The organism is Epilithonimonas zeae (genome assembly GCF_900141765.1).
Taxonomy (GTDB): domain Bacteria; phylum Bacteroidota; class Bacteroidia; order Flavobacteriales; family Weeksellaceae; genus Epilithonimonas; species Epilithonimonas zeae.
On record NZ_FSRK01000001.1, the window covers coordinates 94903 to 111880 of the forward strand.

The 16978-nt window shown below is 33.8% G+C and carries 19 protein-coding genes and 2 tRNA genes; 15 read left to right on the forward strand and 6 right to left on the reverse strand.

Features of this window, described 5'->3' with window-relative positions; all coding sequences use genetic code 11:
* Position 1 precedes the first annotated feature (1 nt).
* The 11 genes from BUR19_RS00445 to BUR19_RS00495 all read left to right on the forward strand — a co-directional run bounded on the left by BUR19_RS00445 (position 2) and on the right by BUR19_RS00495 (position 8449).
* On the forward strand, positions 2-688 hold the full coding sequence (locus tag BUR19_RS00445; RefSeq protein WP_074232972.1) for an OmpA family protein: 687 nt from the start codon (positions 2-4) through the stop codon (positions 686-688).
* 84 nt (positions 689-772) lie between these two features.
* A complete protein-coding gene (locus BUR19_RS00450) occupies positions 773-1660 on the forward strand; it encodes a decaprenyl-phosphate phosphoribosyltransferase (RefSeq protein ID WP_074232973.1) in 888 nt (295 codons plus the stop codon).
* Positions 1661-1720: 60 nt separating this feature from the next.
* A complete protein-coding gene (locus tag BUR19_RS00455) occupies positions 1721-3040 on the forward strand; it encodes an FAD-binding oxidoreductase (RefSeq protein WP_074232974.1) in 1320 nt (439 codons plus the stop codon).
* 81 nt (positions 3041-3121) lie between these two features.
* The gene (locus BUR19_RS00460) at positions 3122-3502 is read left to right on the forward strand and encodes a GxxExxY protein (protein ID WP_074232975.1); all 381 of its coding nucleotides are present in this window, start codon (positions 3122-3124) and stop codon (positions 3500-3502) included.
* Positions 3503-3598: 96 nt separating this feature from the next.
* A complete protein-coding gene (locus BUR19_RS00465; RefSeq protein ID WP_074232976.1) occupies positions 3599-4324 on the forward strand; it encodes an SDR family NAD(P)-dependent oxidoreductase in 726 nt (241 codons plus the stop codon).
* Between the two features lie 73 nt (positions 4325-4397).
* On the forward strand, positions 4398-4985 hold the full coding sequence (locus BUR19_RS00470) for an HAD-IB family hydrolase (RefSeq protein ID WP_074232977.1): 588 nt from the start codon (positions 4398-4400) through the stop codon (positions 4983-4985).
* A gap of 50 nt (positions 4986-5035) precedes the next feature.
* Positions 5036-6208: a cysteine desulfurase family protein gene (locus BUR19_RS00475; RefSeq protein WP_074232978.1), complete on the forward strand. Its 1173-nt coding sequence runs from the start codon at positions 5036-5038 to the stop codon at positions 6206-6208.
* Positions 6209-6274: 66 nt separating this feature from the next.
* Complete coding sequence (trxA, locus tag BUR19_RS00480; RefSeq protein WP_074232979.1) at positions 6275-6592, forward strand: thioredoxin; 318 nt, start codon at positions 6275-6277, stop codon at positions 6590-6592.
* A 136-nt stretch (positions 6593-6728) separates the two neighbouring features.
* Positions 6729-6802 (forward strand) — tRNA-Asp (locus BUR19_RS00485).
* Positions 6803-6834: 32 nt separating this feature from the next.
* A tRNA-Asp gene (locus BUR19_RS00490) sits at positions 6835-6908 on the forward strand.
* Positions 6909-7777: 869 nt separating this feature from the next.
* Complete coding sequence (locus BUR19_RS00495; RefSeq protein ID WP_074232980.1) at positions 7778-8449, forward strand: WG repeat-containing protein; 672 nt, start codon at positions 7778-7780, stop codon at positions 8447-8449.
* A gap of 144 nt (positions 8450-8593) precedes the next feature.
* On the opposite strand, the gene BUR19_RS00500 is transcribed toward BUR19_RS00495, so the two are convergent.
* Positions 8594-9289, reverse strand: a complete 696-nt coding sequence (locus BUR19_RS00500; protein ID WP_074232981.1) for a VIT1/CCC1 transporter family protein — start codon at positions 9287-9289, stop codon at positions 8594-8596.
* Between the two features lie 258 nt (positions 9290-9547).
* Here BUR19_RS00500 and BUR19_RS00505 point away from each other — a divergent pair, with 258 nt between their 5' ends.
* Together BUR19_RS00505 and BUR19_RS00510 are read left to right on the forward strand one after the other, a co-directional pair.
* Entirely contained in the window at positions 9548-10123 is a 576-nt protein-coding gene (locus tag BUR19_RS00505) for a Crp/Fnr family transcriptional regulator (protein ID WP_074232982.1), read from the forward strand.
* 64 nt (positions 10124-10187) lie between these two features.
* Entirely contained in the window at positions 10188-11198 is a 1011-nt protein-coding gene (locus BUR19_RS00510) for an NAD-dependent epimerase/dehydratase family protein (protein ID WP_074232983.1), read from the forward strand.
* A gap of 67 nt (positions 11199-11265) precedes the next feature.
* On the opposite strand, the gene BUR19_RS00515 is transcribed toward BUR19_RS00510, so the two are convergent.
* From BUR19_RS00515 to BUR19_RS00535, 5 genes are all read right to left on the reverse strand, one after another.
* Entirely contained in the window at positions 11266-11496 is a 231-nt protein-coding gene (locus tag BUR19_RS00515) for a hypothetical protein (protein WP_074232984.1), read from the reverse strand.
* Positions 11497-11527: 31 nt separating this feature from the next.
* Positions 11528-12331: a helix-turn-helix domain-containing protein gene (locus BUR19_RS00520; protein WP_074232985.1), complete on the reverse strand. Its 804-nt coding sequence runs from the start codon at positions 12329-12331 to the stop codon at positions 11528-11530.
* A 19-nt stretch (positions 12332-12350) separates the two neighbouring features.
* Complete coding sequence (locus BUR19_RS00525) at positions 12351-12752, reverse strand: GlcG/HbpS family heme-binding protein (protein WP_074232986.1); 402 nt, start codon at positions 12750-12752, stop codon at positions 12351-12353.
* Positions 12753-12815: 63 nt separating this feature from the next.
* Entirely contained in the window at positions 12816-13607 is a 792-nt protein-coding gene (locus BUR19_RS00530) for an SDR family oxidoreductase (protein WP_074232987.1), read from the reverse strand.
* A 595-nt stretch (positions 13608-14202) separates the two neighbouring features.
* The gene (locus BUR19_RS00535) at positions 14203-15258 is read right to left on the reverse strand and encodes a serine hydrolase domain-containing protein (protein ID WP_074232988.1); all 1056 of its coding nucleotides are present in this window, start codon (positions 15256-15258) and stop codon (positions 14203-14205) included.
* A 200-nt stretch (positions 15259-15458) separates the two neighbouring features.
* Here BUR19_RS00535 and BUR19_RS00540 point away from each other — a divergent pair, with 200 nt between their 5' ends.
* Both BUR19_RS00540 and BUR19_RS00545 read left to right on the forward strand, forming a co-directional pair.
* On the forward strand, positions 15459-16100 hold the full coding sequence (locus BUR19_RS00540; protein ID WP_074232989.1) for a GntR family transcriptional regulator: 642 nt from the start codon (positions 15459-15461) through the stop codon (positions 16098-16100).
* Between the two features lie 29 nt (positions 16101-16129).
* Complete coding sequence (locus BUR19_RS00545) at positions 16130-16960, forward strand: retropepsin-like aspartic protease (RefSeq protein WP_083600614.1); 831 nt, start codon at positions 16130-16132, stop codon at positions 16958-16960.
* The last annotated feature ends 18 nt before the right edge of the window (positions 16961-16978 follow it).

Genomic DNA, 16978 nt, shown 5'->3' on the forward strand with positions numbered 1-16978 from the left:
AATGAAATTAACTAAATTAAACATAGCTGCATTTTTTATCTCAGGCTCACTTTTATTAACAAGTTGTGAGGCTGTTCAAAATGCGAATAATACTCAGAAAGGCGCTGCAATAGGAACTGCTGCCGGAGCTGTACTTGGAGGGATTTTAGGAAATAACATCGGAAAAGGTGGTAATGCGCCTCTTGGAGCTGTTCTTGGTGGTGTTGTAGGTGGTGTTGCTGGTGGTGTTATTGGTAACAAAATGGACAAACAGGCTAAAGAAATTAAAGAAGTTTTACCTGGAGCTGAAGTAGAAAGAGTAGGGGAAGGTATTAAAGTGACGCTTCACGAAAATACGGTTAACTTCGATTTCAATTCATCGAATTTAACGACTCTTGCAAAAACTAATCTTGATAAATTGGTAACGGTTCTTAAAAATAATCCTGATACTAATATTAATATCTATGGTCACACAGATAGTGTTGGTACAGATGCGGTTAACTTGAGAATCTCGGGACAGAGAGCTGCTGCAGTTAAAAATTATTTTGTGGCTAATGGTATCTCATCTACGAGATTGTTTACAGAAGGTTTAGGAAAATCTAGTCCTATTGCCTCTAACGATACTGATGCAGGTAGAGCACAGAACAGACGTGTAGAATTTGCAATTACAGCCAATGAAAAAATGATTAACGACGCTAAGTCAAATTAATTATCATTCATTTAAGATAAATAACAAACCGCAATTTGCGGTTTTTTTATTTTAATGCTATTTTTGTAGAATTATAAACATTGGATGAAGAATTATTTAAAATTAATAAGAGTAGAACAATGGGTTAAGAACTTATTTGTTTTTGCTCCTTTATTTTTTTCAGGTAAAATTACCAATACTCATCTTTTTTACGAGAGTATTTTTGCATTCTTGGTTTTCTCTTTTACAGCAAGTTCTATTTATATCATCAATGATTATTTTGATATAGAATCAGATAAAAAACATCCGGAAAAAAAACATCGTCCGTTAGCAAGCGGTGCTGTTTCTAAGACCAGTGCAAGGATTTTATTTGTATTATTGATTCTGTTGTCAGTCGGTTCTATTTTCCTTGGGAATTATATTTTTCAAGCTAACTTTTGGAAGTTCGGAGTCATCATCGCATTTTATTTTGTGATGAATCTTTTCTATACATTCAAACTAAAACAAGTGGCGATTGTTGATATCTGTATCATCGCCATTGGATTTGTTCTCAGAGTTTTAGCGGGTGGTTATGTGACAGGAGTTATCGTAACCAACTGGGCCATCTTGTTAACCTTTGTACTGGCACTTGTACTGGCCATTGGCAAAAGAAGAGGAGAATTAATCAATGCTCAGATTTCAGGAAAAACCAGAAAAGCTTTAGATGGTTATAATGTTCAGTTTGCTGATATTGCTTTGTCAATCAGTTGTACTTTGGCGATTATTTGTTATCTGATGTTTACATTGTCTCCGGAGGTTCAGGCGAGATTTCATCCGCGAGTGTTTTACACAGTGATTTTTGTAGTTTTTGCATTCTTAAGATATCTGCAACAAACTTTGGTTTATAATAAAACCGAGTCGCCAACAAAAATCGTTTATAAAGACCGATATATACAAGTGACAATTGTCCTTTGGGTTATCGTTTTTCTTTTACAAATCTATTTTAAGAAATAAAATCAAAATATTAAAAGTTGAATTAACAATGTTCAATTTTAAATAATTAAAAACCTAAAGATGAAGCCGAATTTTGTACAGAAAGTCACCAACTGGGGAAATTTTCCAATTGTAGAGAAGGAAATGAAATCGGATGATTCTGTTTCGAAAATAAAACAATTTGTAAGAGATAATAATGAAGTTATTGCAAGAGGAAACGGTCGTTGCTACGGCGATGCTTCTCTTGGAGAACATATTTTCTCTACAAAAAGATTGAATAAATTCATTTCTTTTGACAGACTTAACGGAATCATAGAATGCGAATCTGGCGTTCTTTTGTCAGAAGTTTTAGAGGTTACTGTTCCGCAAGGTTATTTCCTTTACGTAACTCCAGGAACCAAATTTGTTTCCGTTGGAGGTGCAATCGCCTCGGATGTTCACGGGAAAAATCATCACGCTGAAGGTTGCTTTTCTGAATATGTAACGGAGTTCAAATTGATGAATGAAAACTCAGAAGTGATTACTTGTTCTCGTGAGGAAAACTCAGATAAATTTTGGGCTACAATTGGCGGAATGGGATTGACGGGAATTATTCTGTCGGCCAAATTTAAACTGAAAAATATTGAATCGGCTTATATCAGACAAGAAAGCATCAAAGCTGAAAATCTGGATGAAGTTTTCAAATTGTTTGATGAAAGTGAGGACTGGACTTACAACGTTGCCTGGATTGATTGTTTCCAAAAAGGAAAAAATCTGGGACGTTCCATTTTGATGCGAGGAGAACACGCTTTGAAGGCTGAATTACCATCCAATCTTCAAAAAAAGTCTTTGAAACTAAAAGAAAAATTCAAACCGACAGTTCCTTTTTATTTTCCGGGATTTGTTTTGAATGCTTTAACGATTAAGATTTTCAATTTCCTTTATTATAACAAGCAAACAAAGAAACAGCTCAATAATTTTATTGATTACGAAACTTTTTTCTATCCTCTGGATGTCATTAATGATTGGAACAAAATCTATGGAAAAAGTGGATTTATCCAGTACCAAATGGTAATCCCGAAAGAAAACGGAAAAGAAGGAATGAGACAAATCCTTGATGCTATTGCAAAAAGTGGAAACGGCTCTTTTTTAGCTGTTTTGAAATTGTTTGGGAAAGATAATCCATTAGCTTATAATTCCTTTCCAAAAGAGGGTTACACGTTGGCTTTAGATTTTAAAGTCAACAAAGGACTTAAAAAACTGGTTGACCAACTGGATACGATCGTGGAAAATTTTGGAGGAAGAATTTACTTAACAAAAGACAGTATGAGCAGATCTTCTTTGACCAATTATCTTCAAAACGTCAATTCGTCCAAGTTTGTATCACTCCAACATAAAAGAATATTGAGCGGAGGTAATTAAACGCAAGTTGTGCAAAGATTATTTTTTATTGAAAATAATTGATTCGCAAAGAAGCTTCGCTCATCAAAATAAAAACACAAAATGACTGAAAATGAAATTTCCAAAATTATTTTTGATTCGGGGCTGAAAATTCATAGAAAATTAGGAACAGGGCTTTATGAAAGAGTTTATGAAGAATGTCTCTATTATGAATTAATGAAATCTGGATTAAAAGTTGAACGGCAAAAAAGCTTGTCAATACAATATGAAGATTTATTGATTCAAGATGCTTTTAGAGTAGATTTGTTGATTGAAAATAAAGTCGTCATCGAGTTAAAATCAGCAACAGAATCAGGTCAACATATATTTGAAGCACAAACGTTGAATTATTTAAGGTTAGGAAAATATAAATTAGGAATGATTATCAATTTTAATCTTCCTTATTTCAAAAATGGAGTAAAACGAATTGTAAATGGTTTGTAAAAACTGAAACAATATTTTATTTTGATGAGCGAAGCGTCTTTGCGAATCATAAAGCATAATAAAAACTAAAACTTAGCGCAACTTGCGTTTAATAAAATGATAGTATTAGGTTCCAATTCTGAAGTTGCGCAGGCATTCGTAGAAGAATGCTTAGCTAAAGGCGAAAAATTTCCCAAGATTTATCTGTTAAGTTCAAATCCTGAAACGACAGAGAAATTCGCTGGTCATCTTCAGGTTAAGTTTCTTCAGAATTCCGAAATTATTCCTTTGGATCTGATGAATGAGATTGATTATAAGGCTTTGGAAAACATCAATTCGGATTTTTTATTTTGTGCCTCCGGTTATCTTGGTTTAGGAACAGAAGAAGGACTTTATGATGATGAAAATACAGCGCAGATTATTGATGTCAATTACGCAAAATTAGTTCCTGTACTCAATTTCTTCGCCAAAAAAATGGAATCCAAAAGAAGCGGAACAATGATAGTTCTTTCTTCGGTTGCAGGCGAAAGAGGAAGACAAAGTAATTTTATTTACGGAAGTGCAAAAGCAGCTTTAACAGCTTATCTTAGTGGGCTAAGAAATTATCTTTTCGACAAGAAAGTTCATGTTCTGACGGTTAAACCAGGTTTTATGGATACCAAAATGACAGAAGGTTTACCTCTTAATCCAGCTTTGACAGCAACGCCTAAAAAAGCAGCAGCAGGAATTTATAAAGCTTATAAAAATAAAAAAGATGTTGCCTACGTTTTACCAATTTGGGCAATCATTATGATGATCATCAGAAATATTCCTGAATTTATTTTTAAAAAACTGGAGCTTTAATTTAGGTTTAAGGTAATAGGATTTAGATATTTATCTGGCTATGACCTAAAAGCTAAACCCGAAAACCTAACAAATGAAAAAATTATACTTATTCGACTTTGACGGAACTTTAACTTACAAAGACACGATGTTTATGTTTTTGAAGTTTTATGACCCTGCAAAATATTCGGTTCAGTTCTTGAAGCACGTTCCTCTTTTTATTTTGTTAAAATTGAAGCTAGCGGATGCAGAATCTGTGAAGAAAAGTTTGATTGCATCAATTCTAAAAGGTAAATCGAGACATCAAATCGAAAAAAAAGCACAACAGTTTTTCGAAGAAAATTTTCCGAGTTTGTTCAGAGAAAACGCTTTGGATTTCATTAATAATATTGATAGCACTCATACAGAATCTTATATTGTTTCAGCATCTTTGGACATTTGGGTAAAACCATTTGCTGACAAATTCAATATGAAATTACTTTCTACTCAAGCAGAATTCAAAGAAGATATTTTTACAGGAAAATTCGTTGGTAAAAACTGTAATAAAGAAGAGAAAGTCAACCGAATTAAACTTGAAATTGGCGATAAGAAATTCGATAAAATAATAGCTTTTGGAGATACTTCTGGAGACAAAGCGATGTTCAAATTTGCAAATGAATCTCATTACCGATTTTTTCACTAATTTAGTGCTTTAATTTTTCGGCCTTTTTTGTGGCTTCTAATCGTATAAAAATGGAAAGAATTTATCTGGATAACGCAGCAACTACGCCTCTCGATGATGAGGTGATAGACTGTATGGTGAATGTTTTAAAATTCAATTATGGCAATCCGTCATCAACGCACAGTTTGGGACAGGAGGCCAAGACCATTTTGGAGGAAGTAAGGCGAAAGATTGCAGATTCTTTGAGAGTAACTCCGGGCGAAATCGTTTTCACATCTTGTGGAACCGAATCCAACAATATGATTATCAAATCTGCGGTTAATTATCTTGGTGTAGAAAGAATAATCACTTCTGCTTTGGAACACAAATGTGTAGCTGAAACTTGCCTTGAAATGAAGAAATTGAAAGGTGTAGAATTGGTTTATCTAAGACCGGACTCCAACGGTGATTTCGATTTGAAGAAATTAGAAGAAGTTCTAAAGTCCTCAGACAAAAAGACTTTAGTGACATTGATGCACGCCAACAACGAGATCGGGAATATTCTTGATATCGAGAAAGTGGCAAACCTTTGTAAAGAAAATAATACACTTTTCCATTCGGACACGGTTCAGACAATGGCGCATTTGGATTTAGATTTTTCTAAAATTCCGGTTGATTTTGCATCTTGCAGTGCGCACAAGTTTCACGGGCCAAAAGGCTCTGGATTTGCTTTCGTAAGAAAATCTTCAGGTTTGAAGGGGATTATCACAGGTGGACCACAGGAAAGAAGCTTGAGAGCTGGAACTGAAAACGTGACAGGAATTGCAGGTTTGGGGAAAGCTTGGGAGATTTCCCAGGATAAAATGGAAGATTACAAGAATCATATTCAAGAGATTAAGAACTATACAATCCAACAATTAAAAGAAAGGATTGCAGGAGTAAAATTCAATGGAAGAAGTGCAGATGAAAGCAGTTTATATACAGTTCTGAATCTTTTGCTTCCTTATAAAAATCCTTTGATTGGACTACAATTGGATATGAAAGGAATTGCCATTTCGCAAGGAAGTGCTTGTAGTTCGGGCGCAGCAAAACCATCAATGGTCTTGATGTCTGTTTTATCAGAAGATGATTTAGAAAATTCGACTCCGGTAAGAGTTTCATTCAGTCACTTTACGAAAAAGTCTGAAATTGATGCTTTTATAAATGCATTAGAGGAAATAGGGCAGCAATTTGTTATAGAAAAAGCTGATAGTTTACATAGATAACCAACAGAAGAAACAAACTTAAAATTTTGTAATTTTGTTTAATAAAACAATAAAGAAAAAGAAATCATGGCAGTAGAAATTACAGATCAATCCTTTCAGGAAACAGTATTGAATTCAGATAAACCAGTTTTAGTTGACTTTTGGGCAGCTTGGTGCGGACCTTGTAGAATGCTTGGACCAATCATCGAAGAAGTAGCAACTGACTTTGAAGGCAAAGCGTTGGTAGGTAAAGTAGATGTTGATAATAATCAGCAGATTTCTGTGGATTATGGAATCAGAAATATTCCTACCGTTTTAATTTTCAAAAACGGAGAAGTTGTAGATAAAATCGTAGGTGTTGCACCAAAAGAAGTGATCGCTGAGAAGCTGAATGCTTTCTTGTAAGAAATTAATATAATTGAAAATGAATGCTTTTCTAATTGAGAAGCATTTTTTTTTGAAATTAATTTGCAGATGTAGATTATTGTTGTATTTTTGCAACCACAATAACAAAGGGTACTAATCCTGAGTTATGGCAAGAGATCCGGTAGTTCAGCTGGTTAGAATGCCGCCCTGTCACGGCGGAGGTCGCGGGTTCGAGTCCCGTCCGGATCGCAAAAAGTTTATCAATTACTTTTCAAAAAATTGATCCGGTAGTTCAGCTGGTTAGAATGCCGCCCTGTCACGGCGGAGGTCGCGGGTTCGAGTCCCGTCCGGATCGCAACTACGATATCAAAGTAGTACAAAATGCTTTAAAACATATGTTTTAAAGCATTTTTTGTTTTATGGTAATGGTTCAGATATGGAGGCGTTAATTTACTTTAAATTATTATGAATAAACGCCGGAATCAATATGTTCAAGTTAATTACAGTTACTGTATCAAGACAGGAATAACATCACAAAAAAAGCTGCGCTATCAAAGCAAAAATGCAACAAGAAGTTCATTGGAACTATTTTTTTAATGCATATCATAAGGGGCCCAATCATAATATTCAACAACTGATAAAAGAAGGAGTTGGTATTAACGGTATTATCAGATTACTTGATGTCAGCAAGACATCATTATGAGAGATGGAGAAAATCTGATTTTAAGCCGTACAAAAAAATGTGATTTTCTTAATTTGTTTAAGAGAATCTGAATGAAATGTTTCCAATCAGTGACAAAAAAATAACCATTAATTAAATACGTGAAATTTGAATACTTAAAAACGCAAGCAAGATATTTTAATTGTGTATTAAAATATCTTGTTACCAAAAATTATAATCACAAACTAGCAAAATTAAACACCTAAGAAAGAATACGATGGAAGAATACACCGTAGCTGCAAAATTAAAATGGATATGATAAAACTCAAAATATATTAGTGCCAGTTTTTTTATTTCGTGCTTAATTTTCTAAATATTCTTTGACGAATGTCACCCAATCCTTTCTTCTCTTTATTAATTCATTTATCTATCAATGCACAAATAGCTCCTGAGTTATATCACGTAAATGATAGGCAGGTTATCTAGGATATTATCTGAAAGACGGAACCGATGTTGTAAAACCTCAATTTTGCTCGGCTTCTTACAATACAGACGGTTATTATATGGTATCAAAAGCTGAACATAAATTTGACGAATATGGAAGAAGAGATGAAAATCACATTCCGGGTACAGAAAAGTTCGGATTGCTGGATAGTAAAGGCCACTTCATCATCGATTTCAACAATGATTATGATGGAATTGGTGTAAAAGACAGTGTGATTTACGTAATAAAAAATGATTTGTACGGAACGGTAAATGACAAAAATGAAATTGTAATTCCCATTGAATTTAAAATATTAGAAATCGAAAATAAAAATAGGATACGAGCCGAAAAAGGTGGAAAATACGGAATCATTAACCATTTAAACAAAATTGTCATTCCTTTCCAATATGATTTTATAGGTTCAACTATCTCTGATGGAAAAGGATTTTTAGCAATTTTTCAAATTAAAAACAAGACAGGCGTCATCAATCAAGACAATCAAATCATCGTTCCTCTGACAAAATATTCTTTGATGGATTTGTACAGAACGGTTATTGTCGCTTCAAATGATGAAAAATTTGGTGTGCTTGATTACAAACTCAATCCAATTCTGCCTTTTGAATTTGAAAGAATTTATGTGGAAGAAAATGAAATTAATGCCTACAAAGATGAATACCGATATGTTTATAGTTTAAATGGTAAAATCATCAAAAAAGAAAATATTTCAGAAGGAGTGAAAACGGTTAATTAAAAATATTGAACATTTTCGAATGCTGTTCTCGGAACTTGGGTCTATGGATATTTCAGAGAAAAATTGCCACATTAAAATTTAAATAAAAAGAAAACTGTAGTTTGGATTACAGTCTTCTTTTTATTTATTATTATTAATTAATCGTTATGCTACCGAAACCCCGAAAAGATGCCCGATCAAGGCGGTAATTCCCATTGCAACTGTTCCCCAGAAACAGATTCTCAGAATGGCAATTCCAATTTTTGAACCGCCTGTTTTTGCTGAAATAGCTCCTAAGATCATTAGAAAAATAATTGAAAATCCATACTGAAAATAAACCATTTCCTTTATCGGAGCTAAAAGTGATACTGCAAAAGGCAATATTGCTCCCAAAGCAAACGAACCGAATGATGCAAATGCAGCTTGTAAAGGTTTTGCCTGAGTTATCTCATTGATGCCTAATTCATCGTGAGCGTGTGCTGCCAAAGCATCGTGATTCGTCAGTTCGGTTGCAACCTTCAAAGCGGTTTCTTTACTTACGCCGCGCCTCTCATAGATTTTGGCCAATTCTCTCAGTTCTACTTCGGGTATTTCTTCAAGTTCGCGTTTTTCCCTTAAAAGATCAGCTTTTTCTGTGTCTTCCTGCGAACTTACCGACACATATTCTCCGGCAGCCATAGACATCGCTCCTGCAATCATTCCTGCCAATGCAGCGAGAATAATGGTATTTCTATCGGGATTGGCCGCAGCAACACCAATAACAATACTCGTTGTAGATAATAATCCGTCGTTCGCACCCAAAACTGCAGCACGAAGCCATCCGACCCTATTCACATAATGTTTTTCCAGTTGATGATGCATAGTTTTTTAGATTTAATAAAATTTTGATTTTATTTGAATCATTAAATTTAATGAAATAATGCCAGACCTCATTCCGATAGATTTCGTGTAATGATCATACTGGATTTCCAACAATATATCTTTCCTTTGATAATCTTTAATTAGCAAAGAACAAAAAAGTATTAAATTAGCTTCTCAAACATTAGAAGAATTAATTTTCAGGATGCCTTAATATCCTCAAAGAATACAAAAAAGACATCTAATTTCATTAATGTTATTATGCACAATCAACTGATCCAACTTATTTCAAAAAGTGCAGAACTTTCAGATTCGGAAAGAAAATTGTGCATTCAGTATTTTGAACTTGCCCTGTATCCCAAAAACAGAGTGATTGAAGAAGAAGGGAAAGTTCCACAACATTTGTATTTTGTAATTTCAGGCTTTGTCAGGCTGTTTCATTACAATGATAAAGGGGACGAGGTAACCACGCATATCAATTGTCCTCCGGGTTTTATTACTTCTTATTCCAATTTTGCGAATCAGAGTAAATCTGATGAAAATTTGGAATGCATTACCGAATGTGAACTTTTACGCATTACAAAGTCTGATCTTGATCTGCTTATTCAGGCAAGCTCTGCGTTTAAAGATTTCAGTTTTTTGGTATTTCAGCAATCCTTATCCTACAATGAAAAACGAGCGAAAGAATTGGCAACACTTACCGCAGAACAGCGTTATTTAAAACTGATGGACGAACATCCGGAACTGTTGAATAATGTCCCGATGCAGTATATCGCTTCTTTTCTGGGGATGAACCCTAAAAGTTTAAGCCGTATCCGCAAACAGATTTTTAAGTAACATTTGTGAAGTGGTTTTGAATGAGCAAGGTTGAACTTTGCATTATCATTTAAAATCAAAAAATATGACAAGCGAAAACTTAGTATTGGTGTCCGGAGCAAATGGACATTTGGGTAACAATCTGGTAAGATTATTAATCAAAAAAGGATTTCAGGTTCGGGCATCAGTTCGTAACATCAAAAATAAAGACTGTTTCAAAGATTTGGACTGTGAAGTAGTTCAGGCAGACATTACCGACAAGGCTTCATTTGTAAAGGCTCTCCAGGGAGTTCATACATTTTATGCTGTTGGGGCTTCTTTTAAATTGTGGGCAAGAGACCCTAAAAAGGAAATCTATGACGTAAATATGAACGGAACCCGTAACACGATTGAAGCTGCGGCAGAAGCAGGGGTAAAAAGAATTGTGTATGTGAGTTCCATTGCAGCTTTAGATTACACCAATCTCCCTACTAAAGAGAGTAACGGATACAACCCAGACCGTAGAGATATGTATTATAATTCTAAAAATGATGGTGAAAAACTGGCTTTTCAGCTTGCCAAAGAATTAGGGATTGAGCTGGTGTCTGTAATGCCGGGAGCAATGATTGGGAGTGAGGCTTTTCTTCCCTTAAATGTCTCTTACGGTGTACTGAGGTTAATCTTAAACAAGCAAATACCGATGGATACCAAAATAACGCTGAATTGGATAGACGTAAAAGACGTTGCGGAAGGTTGCTGTCTTGCAGCAGAAAAAGGGCGATCCGGAGAACGTTATATCTTAGCCAATGAAAAATGTATGACGATTACCGATACCACCAAATTGGCTCAAAAACTTTATCCGGAATTGAAGATTAAAGTGCCTGGTTCTGTTCCAAAATTTGTATTGTATACTATTGCAGGGCTTATGGAACTTTCAGCTAAAATCAGTGGAAAACCTCCGGTATTAACGATAAAAGACATTGCAATGTTCTCAGGATTACAGCAGAACTTCGATATTTCAAAATCCAGAAACGAATTGGGTTTTAACCCTAAAAGTCCGGAACAAACTGTAAAAGAAGCTTTAGCTTATCTTATGGAAAATAGGAATTTGCTGTAAATACGCTAAAAATCATTAATTAAATCTCCCGATTAAATTATTCATCCCGCATTTTACCAAGTCGATGTTAGCTGATGTTTAGTTGAAATTGTGCCGTCCTTTCTGCAACATATTTTGGTTTAGAAATTAATAAATAACTGCTGTAACCCATATTCATCACGAATAATAAACAGAGTGGAATTAGCATTCCTTTTTGAAGCGAATTGTTAGTTTTAATCAGCAAAATACAAAGAGGTAAAAGAATGAAAACGGCTAAGCCAATCATCCATTTTCCTTGGTTGATATCTGCTTTTGTCAAGGTTTATAAATGTTGCGTAAAATCCACTTTTTTAAATTTGTGAAGTGGTTAAACCAAATTTATCTTTGAACGAAGTATAGAAATGAGATATGTTTTCAAAACCTAAATCCAAATAAAAGTCGGCTGGCTTTTGTTTTTTGTGCTTGATTAAATAATGGGCTTCTTCCAAGCGTTTTGCAAGCAGCCATTGTTTTGGAGGAGCATTAAATGTTTTGGTGAAATCACGTTTAAATCCTGCAAGACTTCTCCCAGTAAGCTTTGCGAAAGAGGATACCGAAACATTGAACATATAATTTTGGTTCATAAACTCTTCCAAATCGACTTTGTGAGGTTCGGAAAAATCGAATAATATTTGTTTAAAATCAGGGTTGCTTTGTAGTAATAATTCTATCGCTTCCCTGATTTTTAAATCTGCCAATCGTGGCGATGCTTCTTTTGTCTTATTAATGTATGGAGCTAATGAACTGAAATAATTTTGCAGAAAATCATCGGGTTCAAAAAACAATTTCTGTTTGCCGGCATATTTTTTATCAATCGCGATTTTGTTTTCTAAGGCATATTGCTGCAAGGTTTCCTTGTCCAATGTAATCGATAAAAACTGGTATTTTCCTGATTTTGAAGGATATTTAATTGTTCTTATTAATTGGTTTTTGCGAACCAATACGATGGTGTTTTCCGGAATGATTGTACTTCCATCTGCGTGAAAAGCGTGTGTTTCACCCGATAGTTGAAATCCTAAAAAATGCTCAGGAATAAATTCTTCATTTCCTCTGTGTTTTTCAAAAACACAGGAATAGACCAACTTATCAAAAATGATTTCACGCTTTGCTTCCATACTACAAATATCTTAAATTTTAATTGAGCAAAACCGCTCCTGCACTCGCAATTTCTTTATCCTGTTCGGGTGAACCGCCCGATGATGCAATGGCCCCTATGATTTTGCCTTCTTTGTTTTTGATGACAACACCGCCTGCAATAGTTAATAATCCGTCGTTTGAATTCAGCATTCCATAGCCGTGAATGTCTGCACCAGAAACTATTGTTCCCATCACATCACTATCTACGCCAAACATTACGGCAGTTTTGGCTTTTTTTACAGCAAATTCTATCACGCCAAAAACGCTCTCCAATCTTGCAAATGCAACCAAATGTCCGCCTGTATCGACCACGGCAATACTTACGGGAATGTTCAACGCTTTTGCTTTTTCTATGGAAGCGTTTAATGCTTTTGTTGCTTCGTTATAGTTTATGTTCATTTTTTTAATTTTAATTAATGATAAAAAAAGCACAGTTATTTGAACTGCACTTTCTGAATTTGTTTAGCTTTTTGCCGTCCAAGCATCTGCTTGTAATTGTTTTACAAAATCTTCGGTTTCTTTTGGATGTACATTTCTGAAATTTGAATTTTCATCCAAAGCCACATCAACTATACAATCTGCCATAGATTGCGGGTCTAATTGATTTGCCAAAGCTTCGGCAGTACCGTCGAATGCGGATAAAGGTGTGAAATTGGTTTCAGGATTGTACCAACGGTTGATGGTATCAACGCCACGGTCATTAAAACCAGTTCCAAAAATACCCGGATTACAAGTTGCAATTTTGATATTGAAAGGTGCTAATTCCGTTTTCAAACCTTCGGCAATTGAACCTATTGCGTGTTTCGAAGCACAATAAGCGGCAACGTAAGGAACCGTCCATAATTCGCCCATAGAAGTTGTGAAAACGATTTTCCCTGGTCTTTTTTCCTCAATAAATTTCTTTATAAAACCTTGAGCTAACTGCAATCCGCCAAAAACATTTACATCAAACATCGAACGGATTAAATCTAAAGGTTGCTCCGCAATTGGGCCACCTTCCATTATTCCTGCGTTGCTGATTAAAATATCGATGTCGTATTTTTGGGTGATGTAAGCAATGTCTGTTGCATTCGTTATATCCAATTTATCAACGGTCAATTCTATTCCTTGTTCTTTGGCTTCTCTTATCAAGTCACTCATTTGCGGATAAACTTGTGCCGTTGCAATTACTTTGTACCCTTTTTTTGCTAAATCAAAAGCAACCATTTTTCCAAATCCACTTGCAGCTCCTGTAATTAAAATTCTTTTGCTCATATTTTCTATATTTAAAAGTTATATAGCAAAATTGAACTAATTAGCGATGGAACTGATTTGTGAGAGGCTCAATTTTAGGTTGGTGGGAGGCTCGTTTGTGTTTTTGTCGGTTCTTTGTACAGTTACAGCTACCGTCTTAAGACTTAACGAAGGAGGGGTTTTTAGCATAAAAATTCAATCGAAGCACGAGTATTTCTTGACATATTGCAGATCCATATCCAATTCTCCGAAATTCCCTTTTTAGTACATTTCCTATTTCAAGAATTTCATGATCATATTTGTAGCGTTGTAGTGAGCAATTTCCTATAAATCCATTTTCTTGATTGATTACTTTGTGGAATTTTTGTCCAACCACTTCCAGCTATGTATTTCATTGTCTCATCGTCACTTACAATTGTCTTGAAAAGATCAAAATCACTTTCAATATATTTAACCAACTTTATATTCATCTTTATACATAGTATTAAGTAAATATGTGCAGTATTTTTAACGATTGTTTATACCAAGGAAACTGCTTAATTAATAATTCAGGTTTTTAAAGATCTGACGTATGGAAATATTCTATTGGGTTCTTACGACTATTGAGATTTATTATTTATTTAATTTCCGGAAGTGTAAACTCTTTGTTATAAAGTAAATAAACAATGTTTTTTATAAAATCCTCCTTTTTGATTCTTTCACCATTAGTATTGTAAGCGATGGATATATTTGCCTCCTTATTATAGATGAGAATCGCATGAGAACCCAGAGTGTCACCGCCGTGTCCGTAAAATATAATGCCATCAAAATCCCACACTGCGACTCCTCTTCCCCAATTTTCTTTTCCTAAAACAGGTTCCATTAGTTCAAGAGATTCTTTTTTAAGAATATTATTGTGGAATAAATTATTGATAAAAATATTTAAATCATAAGAAGTTGCTGAGATATCACCCACACCAATTACATTTAGAAAATCGATGTCTTTTTTTAAGATATTCCAAGAATGATTATCATAACGATATGGTAGAAATACATTTTTTTGATCAGGTTTAAAAGAAGTTAAATTTTTTAATTTGAGAGGTTTTATGATCTCTTTATTAAGTATTCTTTGAAAGGGTTTTTTATGTTTTTCTTCAAGAATTTTTGTCAATAGATAATAAGCAGAATTGGAATAAGCGACTTTTTCACCAGGCTCAAAACTTTTTCCCTGTTGGATAATCAGATCCATAATCTGTTTGTCACCTACTTTCTCAGTCACCCATACTTCTCCATTTTTCACAACATAGCTGCCTAATCCGCTGGTGTGTTCTAATAAATTTTTAACTGTTATCTTATCAGAATTAGGAATGTCTGGATAAAATTCAGAAAGTTTATCATTCAGACTTAACTTGCCTTCTTCAATTAGTTTAAAAATCAAAGTAGCAGTAATCATCTTAGTAACAGAGCCAATCTGATATCTTGTTTCCTTGTTATAAATTAAATCAGGTATGTTTTTTTGTCCAAAATTCTTTGCATATACTTCTTTGCCATTTTTAAAGATGGACAAACTGCCGATTCCCAAATTATTTTTTTCAATATAACTTAAGTAGTTGTTTAATTTTTCAGAATTAATGGTTTGAGAAAAAAGATAGTTAGAAAGTACAAGAAATAATAATGCGATTTTGGTTTTCATAATAATTTTTATTTTTTGATCATTAATAGAAAAATTTTGTTGTCAAATACATTGCAATTGTGATATTAAATATTAATCTGATTATTGTTATGAATATTTCAAATGACATATAAAAGTAATCATATGACTGTGTTACTATTCTACATAGATTTTATTATATTTGTATATTGTATACAATATGCAAATATACAATTTAAAATATGATAACACAAGAATCACTGAAAAGTCAAATCATAAAAGCACTGTGGCAATTAATCATTGAAGGCAAAATATTGCCTAACGAACCGATGCGGGAAATACAATTGGCAGAATTACTCAACATTAGTCGAACACCTCTAAGAGAGGCTCTTCAGCAATTGGAATGGGAAGGAATTGTAGTTTCTGAACCTAGAAAAGGATATCGGTTGGCTCAATTTTCAGAAGCTGATATTTATGAAATTTATCCTCTAAGAGCAAAATTAGAATCGTTCGCCTTAGAATTATCAGGAGTTCCGGATAAAAATGCTTTGGAGGAACTAACTGAAATTAATCGAAGAATTATCAATTCTACATCTCCAAAAGAAATAGTTGAATTAGACGAAAGCTGGCATTTATTACTCATTTCAAATTGTAAAAATCAAAGACTTCTAAAAATGATAAAAACCTTACACCGCCAATCCCAACGGTATGAATACGCTTATATGGCGATGAATACAACGGTTGAAAAATCTGGCAATCAACATGAAAATATTATTCTCCAATTACAAAACAGGCAACTTCAAAAAGCCACAGAGTTATTGGCTGAAAATAATTTGGTGGGAATGGATGCACTTATAAATTGGTTGAAATCTGACAATAACTAATCTGAAAATAAATTACAAAAACTAAAAAAATGATGAGATTAAATAAGGTACTATACAGTTTACTATTTTTATGCAATGTGATTCAGATATTTGCTCAGGATACCATCAAGCTTAAGCCTTATATTGAAAATATGAAAACAGTCGATGTTTTCATTGAAGGAAAAAAATACAATTTTCTGTTCGACACAGGAGGTTCCGAAACAATTATTTCTCCAGAAATTGCGAAAACAATTAAGAAAGAAATCTATGGAAGTACAACAGGATTTAGGATGAGTGGAGAAATAATTAAAGCTCAAAAAGCTGATGATATTACACTTTCAATGGGTAATACAAAAATTTTCCACCCGACTGTTGGGATTTGGGATTTGATGAGTATTTTGCCTAAAGACTTTCCGAAAGTTGATGGCGTAATCTCACTCAAATCTTTTATCAACACAATCTTAACCGTTGAACTTTCGAAGAATATTCTAATAATTGAAGATAAAACGTCTGCAAAGAAGGCGATAAAAAGAAAATCACTTTTACCCACAAGATTTGCTAACGGTTTGGAGGGTGCAGAATTAAATATATTTATAGGAATATCAAAACAAAACAAACTCTACTGGTTTCTTTTCGATTCTGGCAATAGTGGACCATTTCTTCTATCAAATGAAAGTGCTGAAGTTTGGCAAATCAAAAAGGAAAATCAAAAAGACAATTATGAAAATAATCCAGAATCAATGTTTGCAATTGGCAGCAAAAATCTAAAAATAAAATCTTTTATACGAGATATTATTTATGATGGCGTTCTGAATTTTGATGCTATCAGTAAATATATTTTTACAATTGACTTTAAAAATAAAGAAGTCTGGATTGAATAAAAACTGAAGATTTTAAAT